Annotated in this window: 18 protein-coding genes; 3 read left to right on the forward strand and 15 right to left on the reverse strand. The window is 37.0% G+C overall.

What is annotated here, in order from left to right; all coding sequences use genetic code 11:
• Positions 1-162 precede the first annotated feature (162 nt).
• The 5 genes from ytpR to LG296_RS13730 all read right to left on the reverse strand — a co-directional run bounded on the left by ytpR (position 163) and on the right by LG296_RS13730 (position 4,128).
• Entirely contained in the window at positions 163-780 is a 618-nt protein-coding gene (gene ytpR, locus LG296_RS13710; protein ID WP_107935508.1) for a YtpR family tRNA-binding protein, read from the reverse strand.
• Positions 777-1,592 carry a DUF1444 domain-containing protein gene (locus LG296_RS13715; protein WP_107935507.1) on the reverse strand — a complete coding sequence of 272 codons (816 nt, stop codon included), beginning with the start codon at positions 1,590-1,592 and terminating at the stop codon, positions 777-779. The genes ytpR and LG296_RS13715 overlap by 4 nt, the downstream gene beginning before the upstream one ends.
• 158 nt (positions 1,593-1,750) lie before the next feature.
• Positions 1,751-2,278, reverse strand: a complete 528-nt coding sequence (locus LG296_RS13720) for a hypothetical protein (protein WP_107935506.1) — start codon at positions 2,276-2,278, stop codon at positions 1,751-1,753.
• A gap of 175 nt (positions 2,279-2,453) precedes the next feature.
• Complete coding sequence (locus LG296_RS13725; protein WP_107935505.1) at positions 2,454-2,975, reverse strand: DUF84 family protein; 522 nt, start codon at positions 2,973-2,975, stop codon at positions 2,454-2,456.
• Positions 2,976-3,051: 76 nt separating this feature from the next.
• Positions 3,052-4,128, reverse strand: a complete 1,077-nt coding sequence (locus LG296_RS13730) for a M42 family metallopeptidase (RefSeq protein ID WP_107935504.1) — start codon at positions 4,126-4,128, stop codon at positions 3,052-3,054.
• Positions 4,129-4,376: 248 nt separating this feature from the next.
• On the opposite strand from LG296_RS13730, the gene LG296_RS13735 reads away from it, so the two are divergent.
• On the forward strand, positions 4,377-4,691 hold the full coding sequence (locus tag LG296_RS13735; protein WP_107935503.1) for a hypothetical protein: 315 nt from the start codon (positions 4,377-4,379) through the stop codon (positions 4,689-4,691).
• Between the two features lie 51 nt (positions 4,692-4,742).
• Here LG296_RS13735 and LG296_RS13740 read toward each other — a convergent pair whose 3' ends face one another.
• From LG296_RS13740 to pepV, 5 genes are all read right to left on the reverse strand, one after another.
• Positions 4,743-5,618 carry an MBL fold metallo-hydrolase gene (locus tag LG296_RS13740; RefSeq protein ID WP_107935502.1) on the reverse strand — a complete coding sequence of 292 codons (876 nt, stop codon included), beginning with the start codon at positions 5,616-5,618 and terminating at the stop codon, positions 4,743-4,745.
• A gap of 260 nt (positions 5,619-5,878) precedes the next feature.
• Positions 5,879-6,529, reverse strand: a complete 651-nt coding sequence (gene trmB / locus LG296_RS13745; protein WP_107935501.1) for a tRNA (guanosine(46)-N7)-methyltransferase TrmB — start codon at positions 6,527-6,529, stop codon at positions 5,879-5,881.
• A gap of 210 nt (positions 6,530-6,739) precedes the next feature.
• On the reverse strand, positions 6,740-7,738 hold the full coding sequence (locus LG296_RS13750) for a nuclease-related domain-containing protein (protein ID WP_107935500.1): 999 nt from the start codon (positions 7,736-7,738) through the stop codon (positions 6,740-6,742).
• 200 nt (positions 7,739-7,938) lie between these two features.
• Positions 7,939-8,793, reverse strand: coding sequence for a D-amino-acid transaminase (gene dat / locus LG296_RS13755; protein ID WP_107935499.1), 855 nt, complete (start codon positions 8,791-8,793; stop codon positions 7,939-7,941).
• Between the two features lie 19 nt (positions 8,794-8,812).
• Positions 8,813-10,207 (reverse strand): dipeptidase PepV, encoded by a 1,395-nt coding sequence (pepV, locus tag LG296_RS13760; RefSeq protein ID WP_107935498.1) that lies wholly within the window; start codon positions 10,205-10,207, stop codon positions 8,813-8,815.
• 316 nt (positions 10,208-10,523) lie between these two features.
• Between pepV and LG296_RS13765 the strand changes: the two genes are divergently transcribed.
• Positions 10,524-10,745, forward strand: coding sequence for a DeoR family transcriptional regulator (locus tag LG296_RS13765; RefSeq protein ID WP_107935497.1), 222 nt, complete (start codon positions 10,524-10,526; stop codon positions 10,743-10,745).
• Positions 10,746-10,928: 183 nt separating this feature from the next.
• Here the strand turns inward: LG296_RS13765 and LG296_RS13770 are convergent, their stop codons facing one another.
• Both LG296_RS13770 and LG296_RS13775 read right to left on the reverse strand, forming a co-directional pair.
• Positions 10,929-11,636, reverse strand: coding sequence for a pseudouridine synthase (locus LG296_RS13770; protein WP_107935496.1), 708 nt, complete (start codon positions 11,634-11,636; stop codon positions 10,929-10,931).
• A gap of 14 nt (positions 11,637-11,650) precedes the next feature.
• The gene (locus tag LG296_RS13775) at positions 11,651-13,264 is read right to left on the reverse strand and encodes a polysaccharide biosynthesis protein (RefSeq protein WP_107935495.1); all 1,614 of its coding nucleotides are present in this window, start codon (positions 13,262-13,264) and stop codon (positions 11,651-11,653) included.
• A gap of 293 nt (positions 13,265-13,557) precedes the next feature.
• Here LG296_RS13775 and LG296_RS13780 point away from each other — a divergent pair, with 293 nt between their 5' ends.
• On the forward strand, positions 13,558-14,814 hold the full coding sequence (locus LG296_RS13780; protein ID WP_404427076.1) for an NAD(P)/FAD-dependent oxidoreductase: 1,257 nt from the start codon (positions 13,558-13,560) through the stop codon (positions 14,812-14,814).
• Between the two features lie 379 nt (positions 14,815-15,193).
• Here the strand turns inward: LG296_RS13780 and LG296_RS13785 are convergent, their stop codons facing one another.
• The 3 genes from LG296_RS13785 to LG296_RS13795 form a co-directional block, all read right to left on the reverse strand.
• A complete protein-coding gene (locus tag LG296_RS13785) occupies positions 15,194-15,790 on the reverse strand; it encodes an NAD(P)-binding protein (RefSeq protein ID WP_404427077.1) in 597 nt (198 codons plus the stop codon).
• Positions 15,791-15,852: 62 nt separating this feature from the next.
• Positions 15,853-17,574, reverse strand: a complete 1,722-nt coding sequence (gene cysI, locus LG296_RS13790; protein WP_107935492.1) for an assimilatory sulfite reductase (NADPH) hemoprotein subunit — start codon at positions 17,572-17,574, stop codon at positions 15,853-15,855.
• A gap of 13 nt (positions 17,575-17,587) precedes the next feature.
• Complete coding sequence (locus tag LG296_RS13795) at positions 17,588-19,414, reverse strand: assimilatory sulfite reductase (NADPH) flavoprotein subunit (RefSeq protein ID WP_107935491.1); 1,827 nt, start codon at positions 19,412-19,414, stop codon at positions 17,588-17,590.
• Positions 19,415-19,431: the final 17 nt, after the last annotated feature.

Here is a 19,431-nt window from a genome sequence, read left to right on the forward strand (position 1 = left end):
TTCAAAAACTAGCTTTGAAGGTAAATAATATAAATCTACCTTAACAAGCAAAATCATATCATAATTACATTTCAATAAGATAACAATGTTAAAACATTTCTATGAAAAGAAAAAGAGGATACCTCAATTTTATGAGATATCCTCTAATAATTCATATATTTATTATAGATTTGATGGAATTTCGAAAGGAGAGCCTACTGCTGCATCTCCATCTAATACTAAAATTCCTTTAGCAGATGGAGCATTCGGGATTGCCAATTCTCTTGCTGAACAAAGCATTCCGCTAGAAGCTACACCACGTAATTCAGAATCCTTAATAACTAATCCTGAAGGCATTACGGCACCGATTTTAGCAACAACTACTTTTTGTCCTGCCTCAACATTTGGTGCACCACAAACGATTTGTAATACTTCATCCCCAACATTTACTTTACAAATGTTTAGCTTATCTGCATTTGGATGTTTTTCTTTTTCTTCAACATATCCGATTACAAATTTAGGTGAGAAGTCAACATCTAAAGAAAGAGTTACATCGTTAGCTGTTAATGCAGCTTCAATTTTTTCTACGATTTCAGGTGTTACCTCTACATTTCCTTGTGCTTCTAAATCGATATATTTGCTCGCATTAAAGATATTGAAAGCTTTAACTTCCCCTGTTGCTTGCTCCTTTAAAATAGCGATATCGCCAACCTTTTCTACCTCAGTGTTAACGATTTTCTCCGTTGCTAGTTGGACTAATAGTACGTCCCCTACAAAAGGCTTGTTATAAGCTACGATCATTTTTCATCTTGCTCCTTTTCCACTCTGTTTTTTGCCAATATAAAGATTGGTTCTAACTCGCCTTTTTCATAGACAAATGATAAGGATGTAATTGGGACTGCACCTACAGAAAAGAAATGCATCGTCATTTGTGCTAATACATCATACCCTACTTCATTGCGTATATCACCAATAATTAACACATCTTGATGAGGAACTGATACGGTCATATCCCCCTCAATATTACTTTCCATTTCTTTTAGAAATGCTTCATTTAAAATACGGCTAGCATCATAACCATCGTTTTGATTTAAGAAATAAAAGATATTACCTGCAACCTCATCTCTTTTCGTGCCGGTAGGTAGCTTTCTTACAGCAAAACGAGCTGCCTCTCTTACTTGATTTGCGCTCACCTTTAATTTTTCAAGCATTGACTCATCAATCAATCGGTAAGTGGTTCCCAAATCCAACGCGTAGTAAATGCGTGTTTCTGCTGTATGATCAGCTGTTAAAAATGGAGAGCCTTCGTTTGATTGTAATGGAAAAGAAGTTGAACGAATTACTGGATAAACGGAAGATAAATCATGAAATCCTTCTGTACGTTCTTTTTCCATGGCAGAGAAGGTTTGTTGAATAGTATAGACAACTTCATCTATGGCTTTCTCTTTCAATGTTTGGTATTTGGATATAATCTCTGGAAGGGAGATATCCATCCCACGGTTTAAAGTCTTATGATTAAGTCGTAAAGTATCTTTTTCTTTATCGAATTTATACTCAAAGATATCCAAGCCTAAACGACTCTTTAATTGTTCTACAAGTTCTTTTGATTTCATCTGCTCACATCCTTTCTAATTACCAAGAGGTATGTAATTAAATTCGTGCTTATTATCACTTAACAAAAATAAACGGCTCACGCAAAGTGAACCGTAAAAATAATCTTATCCTATTGTATCAAAATACTCTATTTCTAGTCGATTAGTTTGTTCGCTACTTATTCTTTTTCTTCTGCAATTTTAACAGAACGAACAATCGTCATCATATCTACAAGCTTCTGGTCGATGTTTTTATCTTCAGAAATCGTAGACATCTTAACCCCACCACTACTAACAATCAGTTCAAATTGTTCCTTATCATACTCTCGTACTGCACTAAAGCCAAATGCCCCATCAAATTCAACAGTCTCTTCTTTGATGATTTTTTTTGAGGAATCATTTTTTAATAATTCATAATGTAAATTACTATCTTCCTTCTCATAATAATTCACAAAAAGAATATAGCTTTCCTTGCCTTTAGTAATAATTAAATTATTCAGGTCTTCGCTTTCTTCAACATTAAAACCTGTAGGAACATATAATTCTATCTTACCAATTGTTTTATTTGATTGTTGAGGGTTTTCTTCAAAAACTGTTTGAGCACTTGCTACACCTGTATCAATTTGCTCTTCAACGGTTTTTCCACAGCCTGTTAATGTCACTAATAGAACACTAGCAGTAGCAGCTAGAAACCATTTTCGTTTCATATGTACGCCTCACTTTCTATTCAACTATTTATTTTAAATGATAAATAGGTACCGATGCAACTCAATTATAATTAGTAATATTTTCATAGAGACTGATAGCCAGGAGAGTACTAAGCCTTATCACCAAGAAATTTAGCGATAGGAATAGTTAGACTTATGCTAGGGGCAGCAAGATTTATACATCTCTATTAGCAAACAAATATTGGCCAATGAGCAATTTCACTATATGCTCGAACATTTCAGTACGATCGATCAGACCCGCTGTAAACACTCCTACAGCACCTGAACTTGATCTAGTATCTTGTTGTTTTGTATAAATGTCCATCACTGGCCCTAATTCTTTACCTGCACGCAACTCAGCTGCAATCTCTTCTGGTAACAAAAATTGTGCCCCTGCAGCTGAGATAACAGTTCCGTCCTTTAAAGCAACTGCTCCCCAATTTGTACAATACATTTGATTTTTAATTTCCTGCACTCCGCCCTCAAGACCAAAATTCAGATCTGCCTTAGCTTGTTCCAACGTATTTAGCGCACGATTAATCGCTCCTTGTCTCGTTTCTTCACTCGAAAAGGGTTGTTCAGATACGTTAGATGAAACCCCTACTTGAATATATTGAACATCCTCAAAATAACTGTTTATGATATTTTGAATGGCTGCTGTCTTTGCTCTATTTTTTGTACCGATTGCTACTAACAATTTTGTTCATCTCCTAATTTTAAACGCTTCTCCAGCAAAAAAGATGCCAAAACGGCACCTTTTCCTTTAACCAATTTTAACCATTATTAATGATTGTATCCACAGTGCTTCTATCAAGCGTTCTTACAAGCTTAACAAGTAGCTCCTTTGCTGCAGCATAATCATCAACATGAATAATAGATGCGGAAGTGTGAATATAACGAGAGCAGATTCCAATAACTGTACTTGGGATTCCTTCGTTTTGCGTATGCACTTTACCAGCGTCTGTTCCACCTTGAGAGACAAAATACTGATATGGAATATCATTTGTTTCAGCAGTATCTAATATAAATTCACGAAGGCCTCTATGTGTTACCATAGTTGGATCATAGATACGAAGAAGCGTCCCTTTACCTAATTGGCCAAATTGTGTTTTATCACCAGTTGTATCATTCGCCGCTGAAGCATCTAAAGCAAAGAATATATCTGGTTTAATCATTGTAGCTGACACTTGTGCACCACGTAAGCCAACCTCTTCCATCACATTTGCACCTGAGTATAGATGATTGCTTACTTTTTCGTCCTTAAGCTCTTTTAATAATTCGATTGCCAAACCACAGCCATATCGGTTATCCCATGCTTTTGCCATAATCTTTTTTGGATCTGCCATTGGTGTAAATGGACAAACTGGAATAATTGACTGACCAGGACGAATTCCCATTTCTAGGGCATGCTGTTTACTATCAGCACCAACATCAATCAGCATATCTTTAATTTCCATTGCACCCTTGTTATCTGTTCCTCTAAGTAAATGCGGAGGAATCGATGCAATGACCCCAGGAATCTCGTTTTCTTTCGCGTAAACTGTTACTCTTTGCGCTTGTAAGACCTGGTTTGACCAACCACCTAATGTTTGGAATTGAAGCATTCCATTCTCAGTAATGTTTTTTACCATGAACGCTACTTCATCCATATGACCGGCAACTAAAATTTTAGGAGCATTCTCATCTACTGCTTTTCTTACTCCAAAAATTCCACCTAGATTATCTTGAATAATTTCATCAGAGTATTTTTCTAATTCGCCGCGCATAAACTTACGCACTGCATGCTCGTTACCAGGAGCACCAGGTAATTCAGTTAATGTTTTAAATAATTGTAATGTTTCAGTATTCATACAGAACACTCCCTATTTAGTTAGATACGATTCTATTTTAACATAAAGTGAAATAATATTTCGCTAGTCGAATTGAAATTAAGGAGAATTTTTCAAATCTTTTTATTTATTTCTTTTTAAAGCATGGGCTGATATTTTGCTTTTATCCATTAATAATTTTAAGAAGATTCACTATTTCCCACTGTGTCGGACAAGACTTCTTTTCTAAATAATGTTAAAATGGTTAATAGTTCAAAGGAGGATGACAAATGAAATTAAGAGATTTTTTAATAGGCGTGGCTACAGGTTTAGCTGCCGCAATCATCATTAAAGAAACTTCTGAAAGAATTTCACCTTTTGTACCTGCCAATCAAGTTTTAGACAATGTAAAAGATGAATTTAAAAAGGAAACACCAATTGATGGTTCTTGGATTTATATGAAAACCGAGGATTTTAACAATGGCGTTATGACCATTCCCGTATATCGAGGCGGTATTACACGCATGAACAACGGTGAAATGGAAACATTCGAGTTTGCAGCAGATGCTAGATCTGGTGTAGTAATTGATTTAGTAAAGTCATAATTTGGTATTATAAAAAGCTGTTCGATTACATGCTAATCGAACAGCTTATTTTTATGAATTAGTTTGAAATTGTATTTTAGCTTCTTTTCCGCGCTTCAATGAATCCTTTACCTCTTTGCCATTTTGCTCCCATTGAATCATTCGGAAATAAGCATCATGGTAGAAGATAAATTTATATTCATTTGCAAGAGCTTCTTTTAAAATCTTTTCCTTAGCAAACACACTTGTCATCGGATAGTCATCATAGGCTAATACCCATAATGGATTTTGATGGGCATGTGTCGGCATAATATCTGCCATATGCAGTATTGTCTCATCCTGCTGTGTCAGTTTAATGATGGCATGTCCATCACTATGTCCGCCAGTATGAATCATTTCAATTCCAGGTGTTAACGTTATTTGCCCCTCAAATGTCTCAACAAGATGCTGGACTGGCTCCCAATTTTCCTTCCAGTACGTATTTCTAGAACGAATATTAGGGTTTCGCATTTCATCCCATTCGATTTGAGTTGTATAGATTTTAGCATTCGGGAATGTTGGGACTAACTCTTCCCCCTCCCAGCGTGTAAGTCCGCCGGCATGGTCAAAGTGTAGATGAGTCATCAGAATTACATCTATGTCTGAAGCACTCAGTCCTAATTCTTTTAAACTCTCAAGTATTGTTGACTCTTCTGTTACGCCAAAATTTCGTAGCTGTTTTTCCGTTAGCTTATTGAAGCCTACTCCACTATCGATTAAATAGTTTTTTCCCTCAAATTGAATTAAAATCGGCTCACAGGCTAATTCGATTTGATTTTTTTCATTTACCGGATATTTTCGTGCCCATAGTGGTTTTGGCACTACCCCAAACATTGCTCCGCCATCTAGTGAAGTGACGCCCCCATTGAGCCATGATAATGTCATATTGTGAAATTGAAGCTTATCCATCCATTTCTCCCCCTTGAATGTTAGTTCGAAAATTCAGACTTAAAACCATAGACTTACGATGATATTGTTGTATTCATCGTAAGCCTAGTTCTCATCTATAAATGTGCTGCTTTCGCCGCAAATCTCCCTTGGGATATAGTACCGATTCTGTTATTTTTACTTTTGCGATATAAATTGTGCTTCTAATCGGTAGATGTGCAGCTGTCGCAAGCTTTCGCCGCAGATTTCCTTTTAGATGTAGTGCCGAGCTTAATCTAGTTTTACTTTTGTGATATAAACTGGCTTTCTAATCTATAAATCGGCTGGCCCTTGGCTGAGAATTTCTCTTCGTACTCCGTCATAATGTTGTCCTCTGGCATATTAACATGAAGATCCAGCGAAACATATTTTAACAGCATTTTGTATTCAGACATGCTGACCAACGAGTATTCGAACAATCCGCGGTTGTCTGTTTTAAAGTGAATTTCCCCGTTATCAATTAGAATTGACTCATATAATTTCAAGAAGCCTTCATGTGTTAAACGGCGTTTTGCATGACGTGTTTTTGGCCAAGGATCTGAGAAGTTCAGGTAAACTCGGCTTACATCATTCTTAGTGAAATACTTATCTAAATCCGCCCCATTCACTTTTAACAGTCGTAAGTTTGGCGGCGTATTCGCTTCAATCACTTTCTCTAAGGCAACTACAATAACACTTGTATATAATTCAATTCCAATATAGTTGATATCGGGATTCGATAAAGCCATTCCAGTAACAAATTGCCCCTTCCCAGTTCCTACTTCAATATGAATCGGATTATCGTTACCAAAAATACGCTGCCAGTTCCCTTTATATTCTTCGGGATTTGGAATAATTACTTCCGGATGACTTGCAATATATTCTTCTGCCCACGGTTTATTTCTTAATCTCACTGCCTAATCCTCATTTCTAGTTGTTCATAACAAATACCTTTTTATTTTCAAATCTTTTGTCATTATAGCTCATTTTTCTTATGTTTTCATCGGATTGCTATATTTTATGTATAAAGTGAATTGTTCAGCTTGCTATTGAACAAATTCCTTTAATAATGAAAAACCATAGCCAGCTCCATGTTCAAGCTACAAAAGTTCTCCTCTTTTGTGTTAATCTTTCTCCTTTTCATTTTCAGCATTCCAAATATCTCGATTAAAGGAAGTCGTTTGGACAGTTTGTAGTAACACTTTTGCTGCACGCATTTGCATATGCTTCATTGGCGAAGAGTAATGCTTTAGATTTTGCATCCAATTAGGGAATTCTCTTTTATCAATAAATTGAACATTAAAGATTGTGCCAGGATAGTCGAAGTAGCCATTTCGAGAAAGAAGAATTTTACGAATTGGCATCTCTACTTCATTTTCGAGAAATATCTTGGAAATAATAGATTCCATTCGATTTAACTGGATTAATGGGTTTAATAATTTATTGCTAGTTTTACCGAACTTTTTCGTCCAAAAACGATCTCCCTCTCCAACAAAAACAGCTTGATTCTCTTGTTCAACCACTGTAATACATAAGCATTCTGTTGGTGTGAGTAGTACAATATCTAACTCAACAGGCGCTTTTTTTACTTTTATTATTGGATAGTAGAATACTAAAAAACTATCCGGAAGCCCTTGTAGAATGCTTCGAAGCAAGGTATCACGCAAAAATTTTGGATCCACATAGGACTTCTCCCGAATAGTGGAGCTTGCCCACTTAATTTGAAAATGGAAAAACTGATCCAAAAACAATTTCTTCAATTCTTCGATTGTATTTGGTTTATATACGATGTTCGGCTCAAAAAACAGAGTTGACTCTTCCTCGGGAATCTCACCCTCCTGACTTATGAGATCATTCATAATCTCAACAGCCTCTATATCATCTGTTTCCTTTGGAGAACGCTTAATTTTAAATTTATCAAAAAAAGAAAATGTTTTTTTGCTTTCCTTCTCATTTTCTTGTTGTTCCATATGCTGCCACTGAGGAAGTTCATCACCAGATACCCATTGCTCTCTTACTCGATCCCATTGAATTTTCTTTAAGCGAACAAATTGAGTAGGGTATCTCGATAAATCTATTTGATACCTCGAAATATAATCTTGAAGTTTTATTAATTGAGACAATCAAAACACTCCTTCTAGTCAATACTGTACGCATTTACATACTGCATCTCGATTGCAGACTCACTTTAAATAGTTTTACCATTTACATTTGGTTCTCTATTATTTTGAGTACATCATTACAATTTTACATGACGAAGTACAAAAAAAATAGTGGATAGATGTTATCCTACCCACTAATTATAAGACTATTTATAGTCCTTTTAAATTGTCGAACTCACAACAGGGAGCTTTGTTTCAAATTGTTTTTGTAACTTACGAGTCCACTCACCAATTTCTCTACCATTAATGGCATTTCCATCAACTTCAATAACAGGAGTAATTTCCGATGTTGTTGAAGAAACGAATAATTCATCCATTTGTAGAGCCTCGTCTTTTGTAAATGCTTCTTCTTTTACAGGAAGTCCAATATCATTTGCACATGTTAAAATTACAGTTCGAGTAATCCCTCTTAAAATAAAATTATCTGCAGGGTGGGTATATAAAACACCATCTTTAATGCCGAATACATTAGTAGAGGAACCTTCTGTAATTGTTTCCCCACGGTGTAAAATCGCTTCATAACAACCTTTTTCATGTGCTTCTTGTTTTGCAAGTACTGCACCTAACAGATTAAGTGATTTAATATCACAGCGTAACCAACGAATATCCTCTGCAAATGTAGCTTTTACACCAATTTTACAATTTTCAACAGAGCGAGCTGCTTCTTTTACATTTCCAGTTAACACCGGTAGTACGTCATCTCCAGGGAATAGGTGGTTACGTGAAGAAGCACCACGTGTTATTTGGAAGTATAAATTACCTGTTTTCAATTCGTTTGCTTCAACTAATTCATGCAATAGTTGGTGTAACTTATGTTTTGTATAAGGAATGGTAATTTTAATTTTTTCTGCACTAGCATAGAATCTGTCAATGTGCTCTGTAGCAGTAAACATCTCACCATCATATACTTTGATAACTTCATAAACACCATCACCAAATTGATAGCCTCTATCTTCCTTATCAATGGATACTAATTTGTCTTCTACAATTTTATCATTCCACAAAGCGTAGCTCATAAAACCAATCCTTTTACCTTTATTTTTTTCCTGCTAACTCTACAATCGCTTCAGCATAAATAGCTGCTGCTCTTACCAAATTATCGACTACTACAAACTCGTCAGCTTGGTGAGCAACATCTGGCTCACCCGGGAATAGCATGCCGAATGCCACACCTTTTTTCATCGTTCGTGCATAAGTGCCTCCACCAGTTGATAATGGCTTCGAGTTATCTACAGTATATTTTCGATAAACATTCAGTAATGTTTGAACAAATTCATCTTCTTCTGGAACATAGTGTGGAGCTGAATTTGATGCAACATCAAGTGCAAAGCCAAAAGCAGCTGCTTGCTGAGTTGCTTCTGTAATTTTCTCTTCAAATGGATAGCTAACTGAATAACGCATACTAACCTGAACATGGCCCCCGCGTTTTTGGTGGAATAAGACAACACCTGGATTTAATGTGGTATGACCGGACATTTCATCGTAGTAATCTAGCTTTACATTGCTTCCATAATGATCTTCATCAAACGTATTGACCATAAATGAAACAAATTCCAGACTCGCCTTCGTAGTTACTATATTTTGAAGGAATTTAGATAATAGTACAGCTGCATTTCTTCCTTTTTCAGGCTCCATTGCATGTGCTGCTTTACCCTTCATAGTTATTATATATCTACCGTCTTCATTCGTTAATGTACCTTCTGTGCTATTTTCTTGTAAAAAGGCTTTAAACGCTTCTTCGATTGAAGGTGTTACATTTTGAATAATCGCATTTGCTGTATCTGGTACCATATTTGAACGCACGCCAGCTTTAAAAGCAATAATTTGCTCATCCTCTTCTATGTTTCCTTTTTGAGAAAAGTCTAAGATTGATATACCCTTCTCAGCATTAATCAAAGGAAAATCTGCATCAGGAGCAAAGCCGATTGTTGGCATTTCTTCTTTCGTGAAATAATGATCAACACAACGGAAGCCACTTTCTTCATCTGTCCCAATAATCATTCGAACTCTTTTATCCAGTTCAATTCCAGCGTCCTTGATCATTTTCATCGCTAGATATGCAGCCATCGTTGGCCCTTTGTCATCAATTGCTCCACGGCCATATAATTTTCCATCAACAACTTCCCCTTTAAATGGAGGATGTGTCCAAGAATCACCCACAGGCACTACATCTACATGACATAAAATACCTAGTAGTTCTTCCCCTGCACCCATTTCAAGATGACCAGCATAGTTATCAATATTTTTTGCAGTAAATCCTTGCTGCTCTCCAATTGTAAGCATATACTGCAATGCCTTTAATGGACCTTCACCAAAAGGAGCATTCCCGCTTGACGTTTCAGGATCAAGTACACTTTCAATTTGGATTAACTGTTGCAATTCTGAAACTAGCTCTGCCTTTCTAGATTCAGCTAATTTTATCCAATCCATTTTTACCACCTCTTTACTTAATTACGACCATTTTACTCCTTCTAAAAGAAAGTACAAGCATATTTGTCATAAAAGTGTCTTATTGTTCGTATTATCGAATTATAAACCTATTATAAAAATTGTATTAATTAACTGAGAATTATGGAAAAATTAATAGATTGCTGATATAATGTCCTTGTCATAGTAAAATACTTGACAAAAAAATTTATAAAGGGGATGTCTAAGGCAGAAATTTAATTAGCCTGGTGCCTCTGCACTAATGTCGTCCGCTAGTCTTTGCCATGAGAATTAAGACCGAAGGAGTGGTTCATTTTTTATGAAACCAACTACTGACAGAATGCTTAATCGTATTAAAGACGTGTACATGTTTATCCTTGATAGAGGAACAGTATCTACACAGGATTTAGTCGAAGAGTTCAATATCACTCCTCGCACCATTCAAAGAGATTTGAATGTGTTAGCCTTTAATGACCTGGTAACAAGCCCAAGTCGAGGCAGATGGACAACGACGAAGAAAAAAGTTAAATTATCATCTTAGATAGAATGCAACAAATTCCGCTGTTTCACTCATGAGGAAAGTTTGCTGTAAAACACTTCTTTAGTATTTTTCACCTTAAGCTTATGCGAACTGTTGCTGACATTACGATTAGTAACATATTTTAATATAAAAAAAGAATGACCTTTCGTCGGGGTCATTCTTTTTGTTCTTTGTCAGAAGTATTTAGTTTATTAAGCTTTTTAATTCTTCTTCAGTCAACTCACGGTAATCTCCTAATTCAAGAGACTCATCCAGCACTAAGCTTCCCATCGATAACCTTTTCAGGTAAGTTACTTTCTTTCCGACAGATTCAAACATTCGCTTAACCTGATGGAACTTTCCTTCCTGAATAGTAAGCTCAATCTCCGAACGTGGGCCTGAGCTTAATATTACAAGTTCTCCAGGCTTAGTTACATATCCATCATCCAATTCCACACCTTGTTTAAACGCCTCAATATCAGACTGGGTAACTTCCCCATCAATTTTGGCGTAATAGGTTTTTGGTACATGCTTTTTTGGCGACAACAGATTATGACTCAATTGACCATCATTAGTAATCAATAACAAGCCTTCTGTATCTTTGTCCAGCCGACCAACTGGAAATGGCTTGAAATGCTGTGCTAAGGGATCTAATAAGTCTATAACTGTTTTATCAACATTGTCTTCTGTAGCTGAAATCACCCCAGGAGGCTTGTGCATCATCAGATAGATAAATTCCGTATAGTCGACCCTTTCACCAAAAACACTGACCTCCTGTACTTCAGGATCCACATGCATGGAGGAGTCTTTTACAACATCTCCATCCACGGTTACTCCCTTTTGCTTTAATAATTGTTTCACTTCTTTACGGGTCCCATAGCCCATATTTGCTAATAATTTATCTAACCGCATTTGACTAGACCCTCCTATTTAAATCCGAATTTGTTTGCTATTTTTGTAATTCGCCCACCCAATAATTTTTGAGCAAGCTTTAAACGGAATGACAGATATCCATAAACAACCATTCCAACACCTACAGAAAGCATCAAGTAAAGAGCTTCAAGCAGTTTACCAGAAGGAACTGTTATTGAATAAAGTACTTTATTCACAATTAACACGGAGATAGCCATCACTAAAGTTAAAATACATATTAAAATAATTCGTCTAAATACGAGCTTAGAACTATAATGCAATGCTTTATGAATAACGATTATATTAATGATGATTGTAACCCCATATCCTAGAGCCGTAGCTAATAGAGCTCCATCCACTTCCATTAATCTAATCAGCGGTGTATTTAATGTCAGCTTGACCAATACCCCTGTTAATAAACTAAAAATAATCCACTTTTGATAATCGATACCTTGAAGAATTGCTGCTGTTACTGAAAATAGTGCAAATAGAATAGCCAGAGGGGCATAGTGTGCCAGAACTTCTGCCCCCATCTCACTCTGTTCAAATAACACGTGGTAAATACCTGGTGCTAATATCGAAATTCCAATACTGGCCGGAATTGTGATGAATAGTAAAATTTGATAGGTTTTATCTAATGAGCTTCGAAGAATGTCAAATTCTCCAAGTGTATAATGTTTGGTAATCGATGGAATCAAGGCCATAGAAAAGCCTGTTGCCAGCATTACAGGGATAATCACAATTTTCTGCGTTGTCAAATTTAGCATCGTTAAATACGTATCAGTCACACTAGCTAACCCAATGGAAATCATTGCACTATTAAACGTTAGCATATCGACTAATTGGAATAAGGAGCTCGCCATTCCAACAAATACAAACGGGATCGAATACTTAATAATTTCGGTATATATATCTTTGTATGATAGTTCCCCAGATGAAACACTCTCTAGCTTAAGTGTGTTAAACTCCGTTTTGTATTTTTTCCAATAAAAATATAGAACGAACAATCCACCAATTGCACCTATAAAGGCTGCGAACACAGCAAATTTAATTGCCGTTTCAGGTTTTCCTCCTAATAGGACAACAACCACAAATGATCCACCAAGCAACACAATTATACGAACAATTTGTTCAACTAATTGCGAAACGGAAGTCGGCATGTAATGGCTATACCCTTGGAAAAAACCACGTATTAAACTCATCACTGGAACTGCCAACAATGCAAAACTTACCCAGCGAATTACAGAAGCAATTTGATCTACCGTATATATCTGTTCATCATCTTTAATAACAATATTCGCTATTGGATTTGCCAGCAAATTAAGGAGCACAAATGAGATAACCCCAGTTATAAACATTACTAAAATTCCAGATTTAAAGAGCTTTCTACCTGCTTCATAGTCATTGATTGCATTATACTTCGAAACAAATTTTGATACGCCAAGAGGTAATCCAGATATCGCAATAGATAACATAATATTATAAGGGATATACGCATATTGGTATAAGCCCAGAGTCTCTTCCCCACCAACGATTGAATAGAATGGGAAAAGATAAACTAACCCAAGAACCTTCGACAGAAACAAACCGACTGTTAATATCGCCGTTCCCTTCATTAATGATGACATAAAAACATCCCAATCTTTATGAAATTGTTAAAAATATGTATTAAAAAATAGGCTTTTTAGAATTACTATACTAAGTAAGCTGTATCTTTAATGTTATTATTAGAAAAATAAAAGCCGACTGAAATAGTCGACGATTTCAAACAATTATTGTTTCGAAAACGAATCTACATGTTAGTTTACATGTGAAAGTCGATTAACTCAAATAGTTTCTTCATAATTATGTATAATGTGGAGAGTAGTTAAGTCTATAGGCATTAAATAAATGAGAAACTTCTAGAAAGCGAGAAACAAAAATGATTGATGTAATTGTAATTGGCGGAGGTCCCTCCGGATTAATGGCAGCCATCGCAGCTGCAGAACAAAAGAAAAAAGTTGTATTAATAGAAAAAGGAAGCAAGCTCGGTAAAAAGCTAGCGATTTCAGGCGGTGGCAGATGTAATGTTACAAATCGTTTATCTGCTGATGAAATTATTAAGCATATACCAGGAAATGGCCGCTTCCTTTATAGCCCTTTTACCGTTTATAACAATGAAAATATAATCGAGTTTTTTGAAGGTCTTGGCGTAGCACTTAAAGAAGAAGATCACGGCCGCATGTTCCCTGTTTCCAACCGTGCTTCTGATGTTGTAGAAGCATTAGTAGGAGAATTGAAGCGTCTTCATGTAGACATCAAGCTTCACACAGCTGTTGCGAAATTATTAATGGATGACGAGAAAATTCTTGGCGTGCGCTTAGCTGATGGAACAGAACTTTTAGCCAAAGCAGTCGTTGTTGCTGTAGGTGGTAAAGCTGTACCACAAACAGGTTCTACTGGTGATGGTTATCCGTGGGCAGAACGTGCTGGGCATACTGTAACAGAGCTTTATCCTACAGAAGTGCCCGTGACATCAAAAGAGCCTTTCATTCAATCTCGTGAATTACAGGGTCTTGCTTTACGAGATATTGCCGTTTCAGTTCTAAATAAAAAAGGAAAAGCCATCATCACACATCAAATGGACATGCTTTTTACCCATTTTGGTGTAAGTGGTCCTGCTGTTTTACGATGCAGCCAATTCATCGTTAAAGAACGCAAAAAAAATGGCGGTGCACCTGTCCAGCTTCAAATTCAGACATTAACAGATTTCAACGAAGAAACCTGCTTACAATTTTTAAACAAGCTGGGTAAAGAAGACCCGAAAAAATCAGTGAAAAATGTTTGGAAATCTGTGGCTCCAGAAAGATGGCTACTGTTTCTAATGGAACGTGCAGGTATCGACCCGTCCATTACAGTTGCTGAGCTTTCACAGGAAAAAATTCGTCAATTGGCTCGTGAGCTTGTAGGCTTTACTATGGATGTTCACGGTACACAGCCCCTTGAAAAAGCCTTTGTAACAGGCGGCGGCGTTTCCGTAAAAGAGATTGAACCTAAAACGATGGCCTCAAAAATGAAACCAGGTCTATTCTTCTGCGGTGAAATTTTAGACATTCACGGATACACAGGTGGATACAATATCACTAGTGCACTAGTAACCGGTCGCATCGCTGGCATGAGTGCAGGTTCGATGAAATAATTATATTAAGGTTACAAGAAGATAAAGGGCGACTGATGAAAGCTATTGGAAAAGCTTTGGTTAGTTGTCCTTTTTCTATTTTTTGATAAAGCTACTACTACCGTTAGGTGTTTGGGTGTTTTCGAGTTGAGAGATGCTTGTCTCTTTTACCGGTTACGCCTTTTCGATGCTTTCGGGGCACTGAGAACGTCCCTCTTTTACCGATTACTACGCTTCTCCTCTTTTTGGGGCACTGACACCGATTCTCTTTTACCGATCACTATGCTTCTCCTCTTTTCGGGGCACTGACATCGATTCTCTCTTACCGATTACAACACTTCTCCGTTTTTCGGGGCACTGACACTCTACTATACCCTCGCCATCTGCTCCAGCTAAACTCTTATATATTAGAAAGAAAACGCTCCCGTTCCTCTACATCTTTCCGAAGCTTCTCCTGCAATAACTCCTGCAACAGTTCATATTTTCTGCCTTCATCATTAATCAACAGCTTTATTTTCTCTCTAGCTGTCAATAAAAAATTCAAATATTCTTCGTAGCTCTCGTCAAAAAACATATTTAAATCCTGCTTTATTTGTTTGGCTAAAAGAGGGCTCGCACCTTCCGTTGATATCGCAATCTTTAGCTTTCCTCGTTCCAAATAAGCCATATTATAAAAATTACTATTATTAGGAGAGTCCACGACATTCACAAGCTGATTTCCATCACAACTCTCTTTAACTAGAGCATTAACTCTACGATTATTTGTCGCAACAATTACAAGAAAGACATGCTTTGTATCACTAGTTTTAAATTCTCTCTCAACCCATTCAACGTCTCCATTTACAACATATGTATAAAGTTTTTGAGTAAGAGTAGGGCTTACCACAACGATTTTCGCACCTTGTCCGAGCAGCATCTTCGCTTTTTTAGTTGCCACTTCTCCCCCACCTACAATTAGCACTCGTTTATTCTCTAGATCCAGCATTACAGGATACATCCGTTTCCCTCCTAACATACAAATAAAGGCTGTACGTAAAATACAGCCTTTAATATAAACTATTAAGCTTGATTATGGAACTGGCGACCATCTGTAACTGCTTTAACGTAGCCGGCACGGATGACGAAATCACCAAAGTATTCGTTATCTAAGCGTTCTTTTGCATAGTGTTCGATAATTGGACGAAGGGTAGATAGGATTTCTTCTTCCCCAATGTTTTCTTTATAAATTTTATTTAAACGAGAACCTGTATGACTTGCTCCTAGATAGAAGTTATATTTCCCTGGACCTTTCCCGATAAATCCAATCTCACCCATCGCAGCACGTGAGCAGCCATTTGGACAGCCTGACATACGAATTGTAATATCTTGATCACGTAAGCCATTGTCATCTAGAATTCCATCAATCTTCTCAATTAATGAAGGTAGATAACGTTCTGCCTCAGCCATAGCTAGACCACATGTTGGCAGCGCTACACAAGCAATTGAATTGCGACGTAATGCTGAATAGTTGTCGCTTTCAGTTAATTGATATTTCTCAATAATTTCATTGATCGCTTTTTTAGCTCTAGAACTAACATTTGCAATCACCACATTTTGATTTCCAGTAAATCGGAACTCACCTTTATGAATTTCGGCAATTTCACGTAATGCTGTTTTTAATGGGTAATTGTCAAAATCCTTCACACGGCCGTTTTGAATAAATAAAGTGAAATGGTTTTTACCATCTTCACCCTTTATCCAGCCGTAACGATCCCCAGTATGCTCAAAGCTAAATGGTTTAGCATCTTCAAACTGGTAACCTAGGCGAGATTCGATTTCTGCTTTAACAGTATCTAAGCCTAGACGATCGACTGTATATTTAAAACGTGCATATTTACGTACAGAACGATCCCCATAATCACGTTGTACTGTCATGATTTTTTCACACACATCAACGATTTTATCCTTCGAAACGTAGCCAATTAAACGGCTAAGCTGTGGATATGTTGCTGTATCGCCATGAGTCATTCCCATGCCGCCACCAATGGCAACATTGAAGCCCACTAGCTCATTACCTTCTAAAACAGCAATTAGCCCGATATCCTGCGAGAATACATCAACGTCATTTGCTGGTGGGATAGCTATACCGATTTTAAATTTACGCGGCAAGTAAAGTGAGCCATAAATCGGTTCTTGTTCTTCCTGTGTATCCACTACTTTTTCTTTATCTAACCAAATCTCATAATACGCATTTGTTCGAGGCAGTAAATGCTCACTAATTTTAGAAGACCATTCAAAAATCTCTTGATGCAATTCAGATTGGAAGGGGTTAGCATTACACATTACATTTCGGTTTACGTCTCCACAGGCTGCAATCGTATCAAATAAAACACTATTTAATTCTTGCATATGTTTCTTCATATTCCACTTTAAAATACCGTGGAATTGAATTGTTTGACGCGTTGTGATTTTAAAGGACTGATTCCCATACTTTTCAGCTAGTTCATCCATTTTCAGCCATTGCTCTGCTGTTGCGACACCACCTGGCATACGTACGCGCACCATGAACTGATAAGCAGGCTCTAATTTCTTTTGTTCACGCTCTAAACGCACATCTCGATCGTCTTGTAAATAGCTTCCATGGAACTTCATAAGACGGTTATCCCAATCAGAGATACCAGAGCTTAGTTCTTCTTCCATAGATTCAACAAGAGAGCCACGCAAGTAATTACTTTCTGCTTTTATTTCCTCAACATCACTAGGTTTACCTTCTTGAGGTGGTAATACAATTTTTTTTACCATTCGTACTTCCCCCTTAATATACATCTCGTTGATAGCGTTTTTGTTTGCGTAAATCATCAAGATATTCTTTTGCTTGTTCTTCAGTTTTGTTTCCTTGCTCTGCAATAATATGTAGCAAAGTATTGTGAACGTCCGCTGCCATATGATTCTTATCTCCACATACGTAGAAAGTAGCTCCCTGCTCTAACCATTGGAATAGCTCAGCGGCATGCTTTTGCATTTTATGTTGTACATACACTTTTTCTTCTTTGTCACGTGAGAAGGCTACATCTAGCTTTGTTAGGACACCAGACTTCAGCCAGCCCTGCCACTCAGTTTGATATAAAAAGTCTGTTACAAAATGCTGATCTCCGAAGAATAACCAGCTCTTCCCTTCAGCTCCGCGCTCTTCACGCTCCTGTATAAAGGAACGGAATGGTGCTACACCAGTACCTGGACCAACCATAATAATTGGCGCGTCATCTGCCGGCAATTTGAAATTCGGATTTTTTTGAACATAAACTCTTACACTGTCTCCAATTTCTAAGTTGTCTGCAACGTCTGTTGAACAAACACCAAGTCGTTCACGACCATCCACTTCGTAACGTACAGCTCCAATTGTGACATGGACTTCCTCTGGATATGCAGCTAGACTACTAGAAATTGAATATTGTCTTGCAGGCAGTTTTCTTAAGACATTAACAAAGCTTTGTTCATTCCAGCTAAAAGGAGCGAATTTTTCGACAACGTCAACTAAATCTCGGCCATGAGTATAGGCTTTAAATGAATCTCGATCTGCCAGTAAAGCATGGAATTCCTCATTTAATGTGAATTCACCAATTTTTTGCATGACAGGTTTAGAAAGTACTGTAATTTCAAGTAAATTTGTCAAAGCATCTTTCAATGTAACCTCTTTATCCTCAACATTTACTGATTTCTCAGCGTCAAAGCCTAGTGTAGAAATTAATGTGTTAACCAGACCTTTATTATTCGTTGGGTAAATTGCTAAACTATCACCTGGCTCAAATGTAATTCCTGAATTCTCAAGAGACAATTCTAAATGGATTGTTTCTTTATTTGAACCAACAGCATTTAAGTTAATCTTTTCTAAAATTTCAGCGTTGAATGGATTTTTACGTGTATATTCAACAGATGCTTCTAGAACTGTAGGCGCACTTTCTTGTATTGTTTGCTGACTAACCTCGCCATCCTGGAGCTTCTCTTTGACAGACTCAAACCATTTCGCAGCTGGTTCGTCATAGTCAAGATCGCAGTCAACACGGTTTACTAATCTCTGTGCACCAAGCTTTTCTAATTGCTCGTCAAAATCAATACCTGTTTTACAGAAGAACTCATAGGAGCTATCTCCTAAAGAAAGTACTGCAAATTTAACATGATCTAATTTTGGAGCGCGTTTTCCATATAGATAGCTATGGAATGAAATTGCATTATCTGGTGGCTCGCCCTCGCCATGCGTACTGGCAATGACAAGTAAATGGTCTAATTTCTTCAGAGCATTTGTTTTGAAGTCACTCATAGAAGAAACATTTACTTCAAAGCCTGCTTTCTTCAGCTGCTCACCATACTTTTTAGCTAGCCCACCTGCGTTTCCTGTTTGGGAAGCATATAAAATTGTAATATGCTTTGAAGGAGCTTTTTCTACTGGAGTTGGCAGCACCACAACATTCGATGGCTGCTCATTTCCAGCTGGTGCATTTGCAGCTAGTGGTTCTACTAAAGCAGTTGCACTTAAGTAACCCGTTAACCAAATTTTTTGGTTTTGTGTTAATGTTGCGAAAACTTCATTTAGTTGCTGAACTTGTTGCTCGTTAAAAGGGCTATTCGTTACGTCTAACTTCACTTTTTCCACACCTCTTC

It is taken from the genome of Ureibacillus chungkukjangi (genome assembly GCF_044795995.1).
Taxonomy (GTDB): domain Bacteria; phylum Bacillota; class Bacilli; order Bacillales_A; family Planococcaceae; genus Ureibacillus; species Ureibacillus chungkukjangi.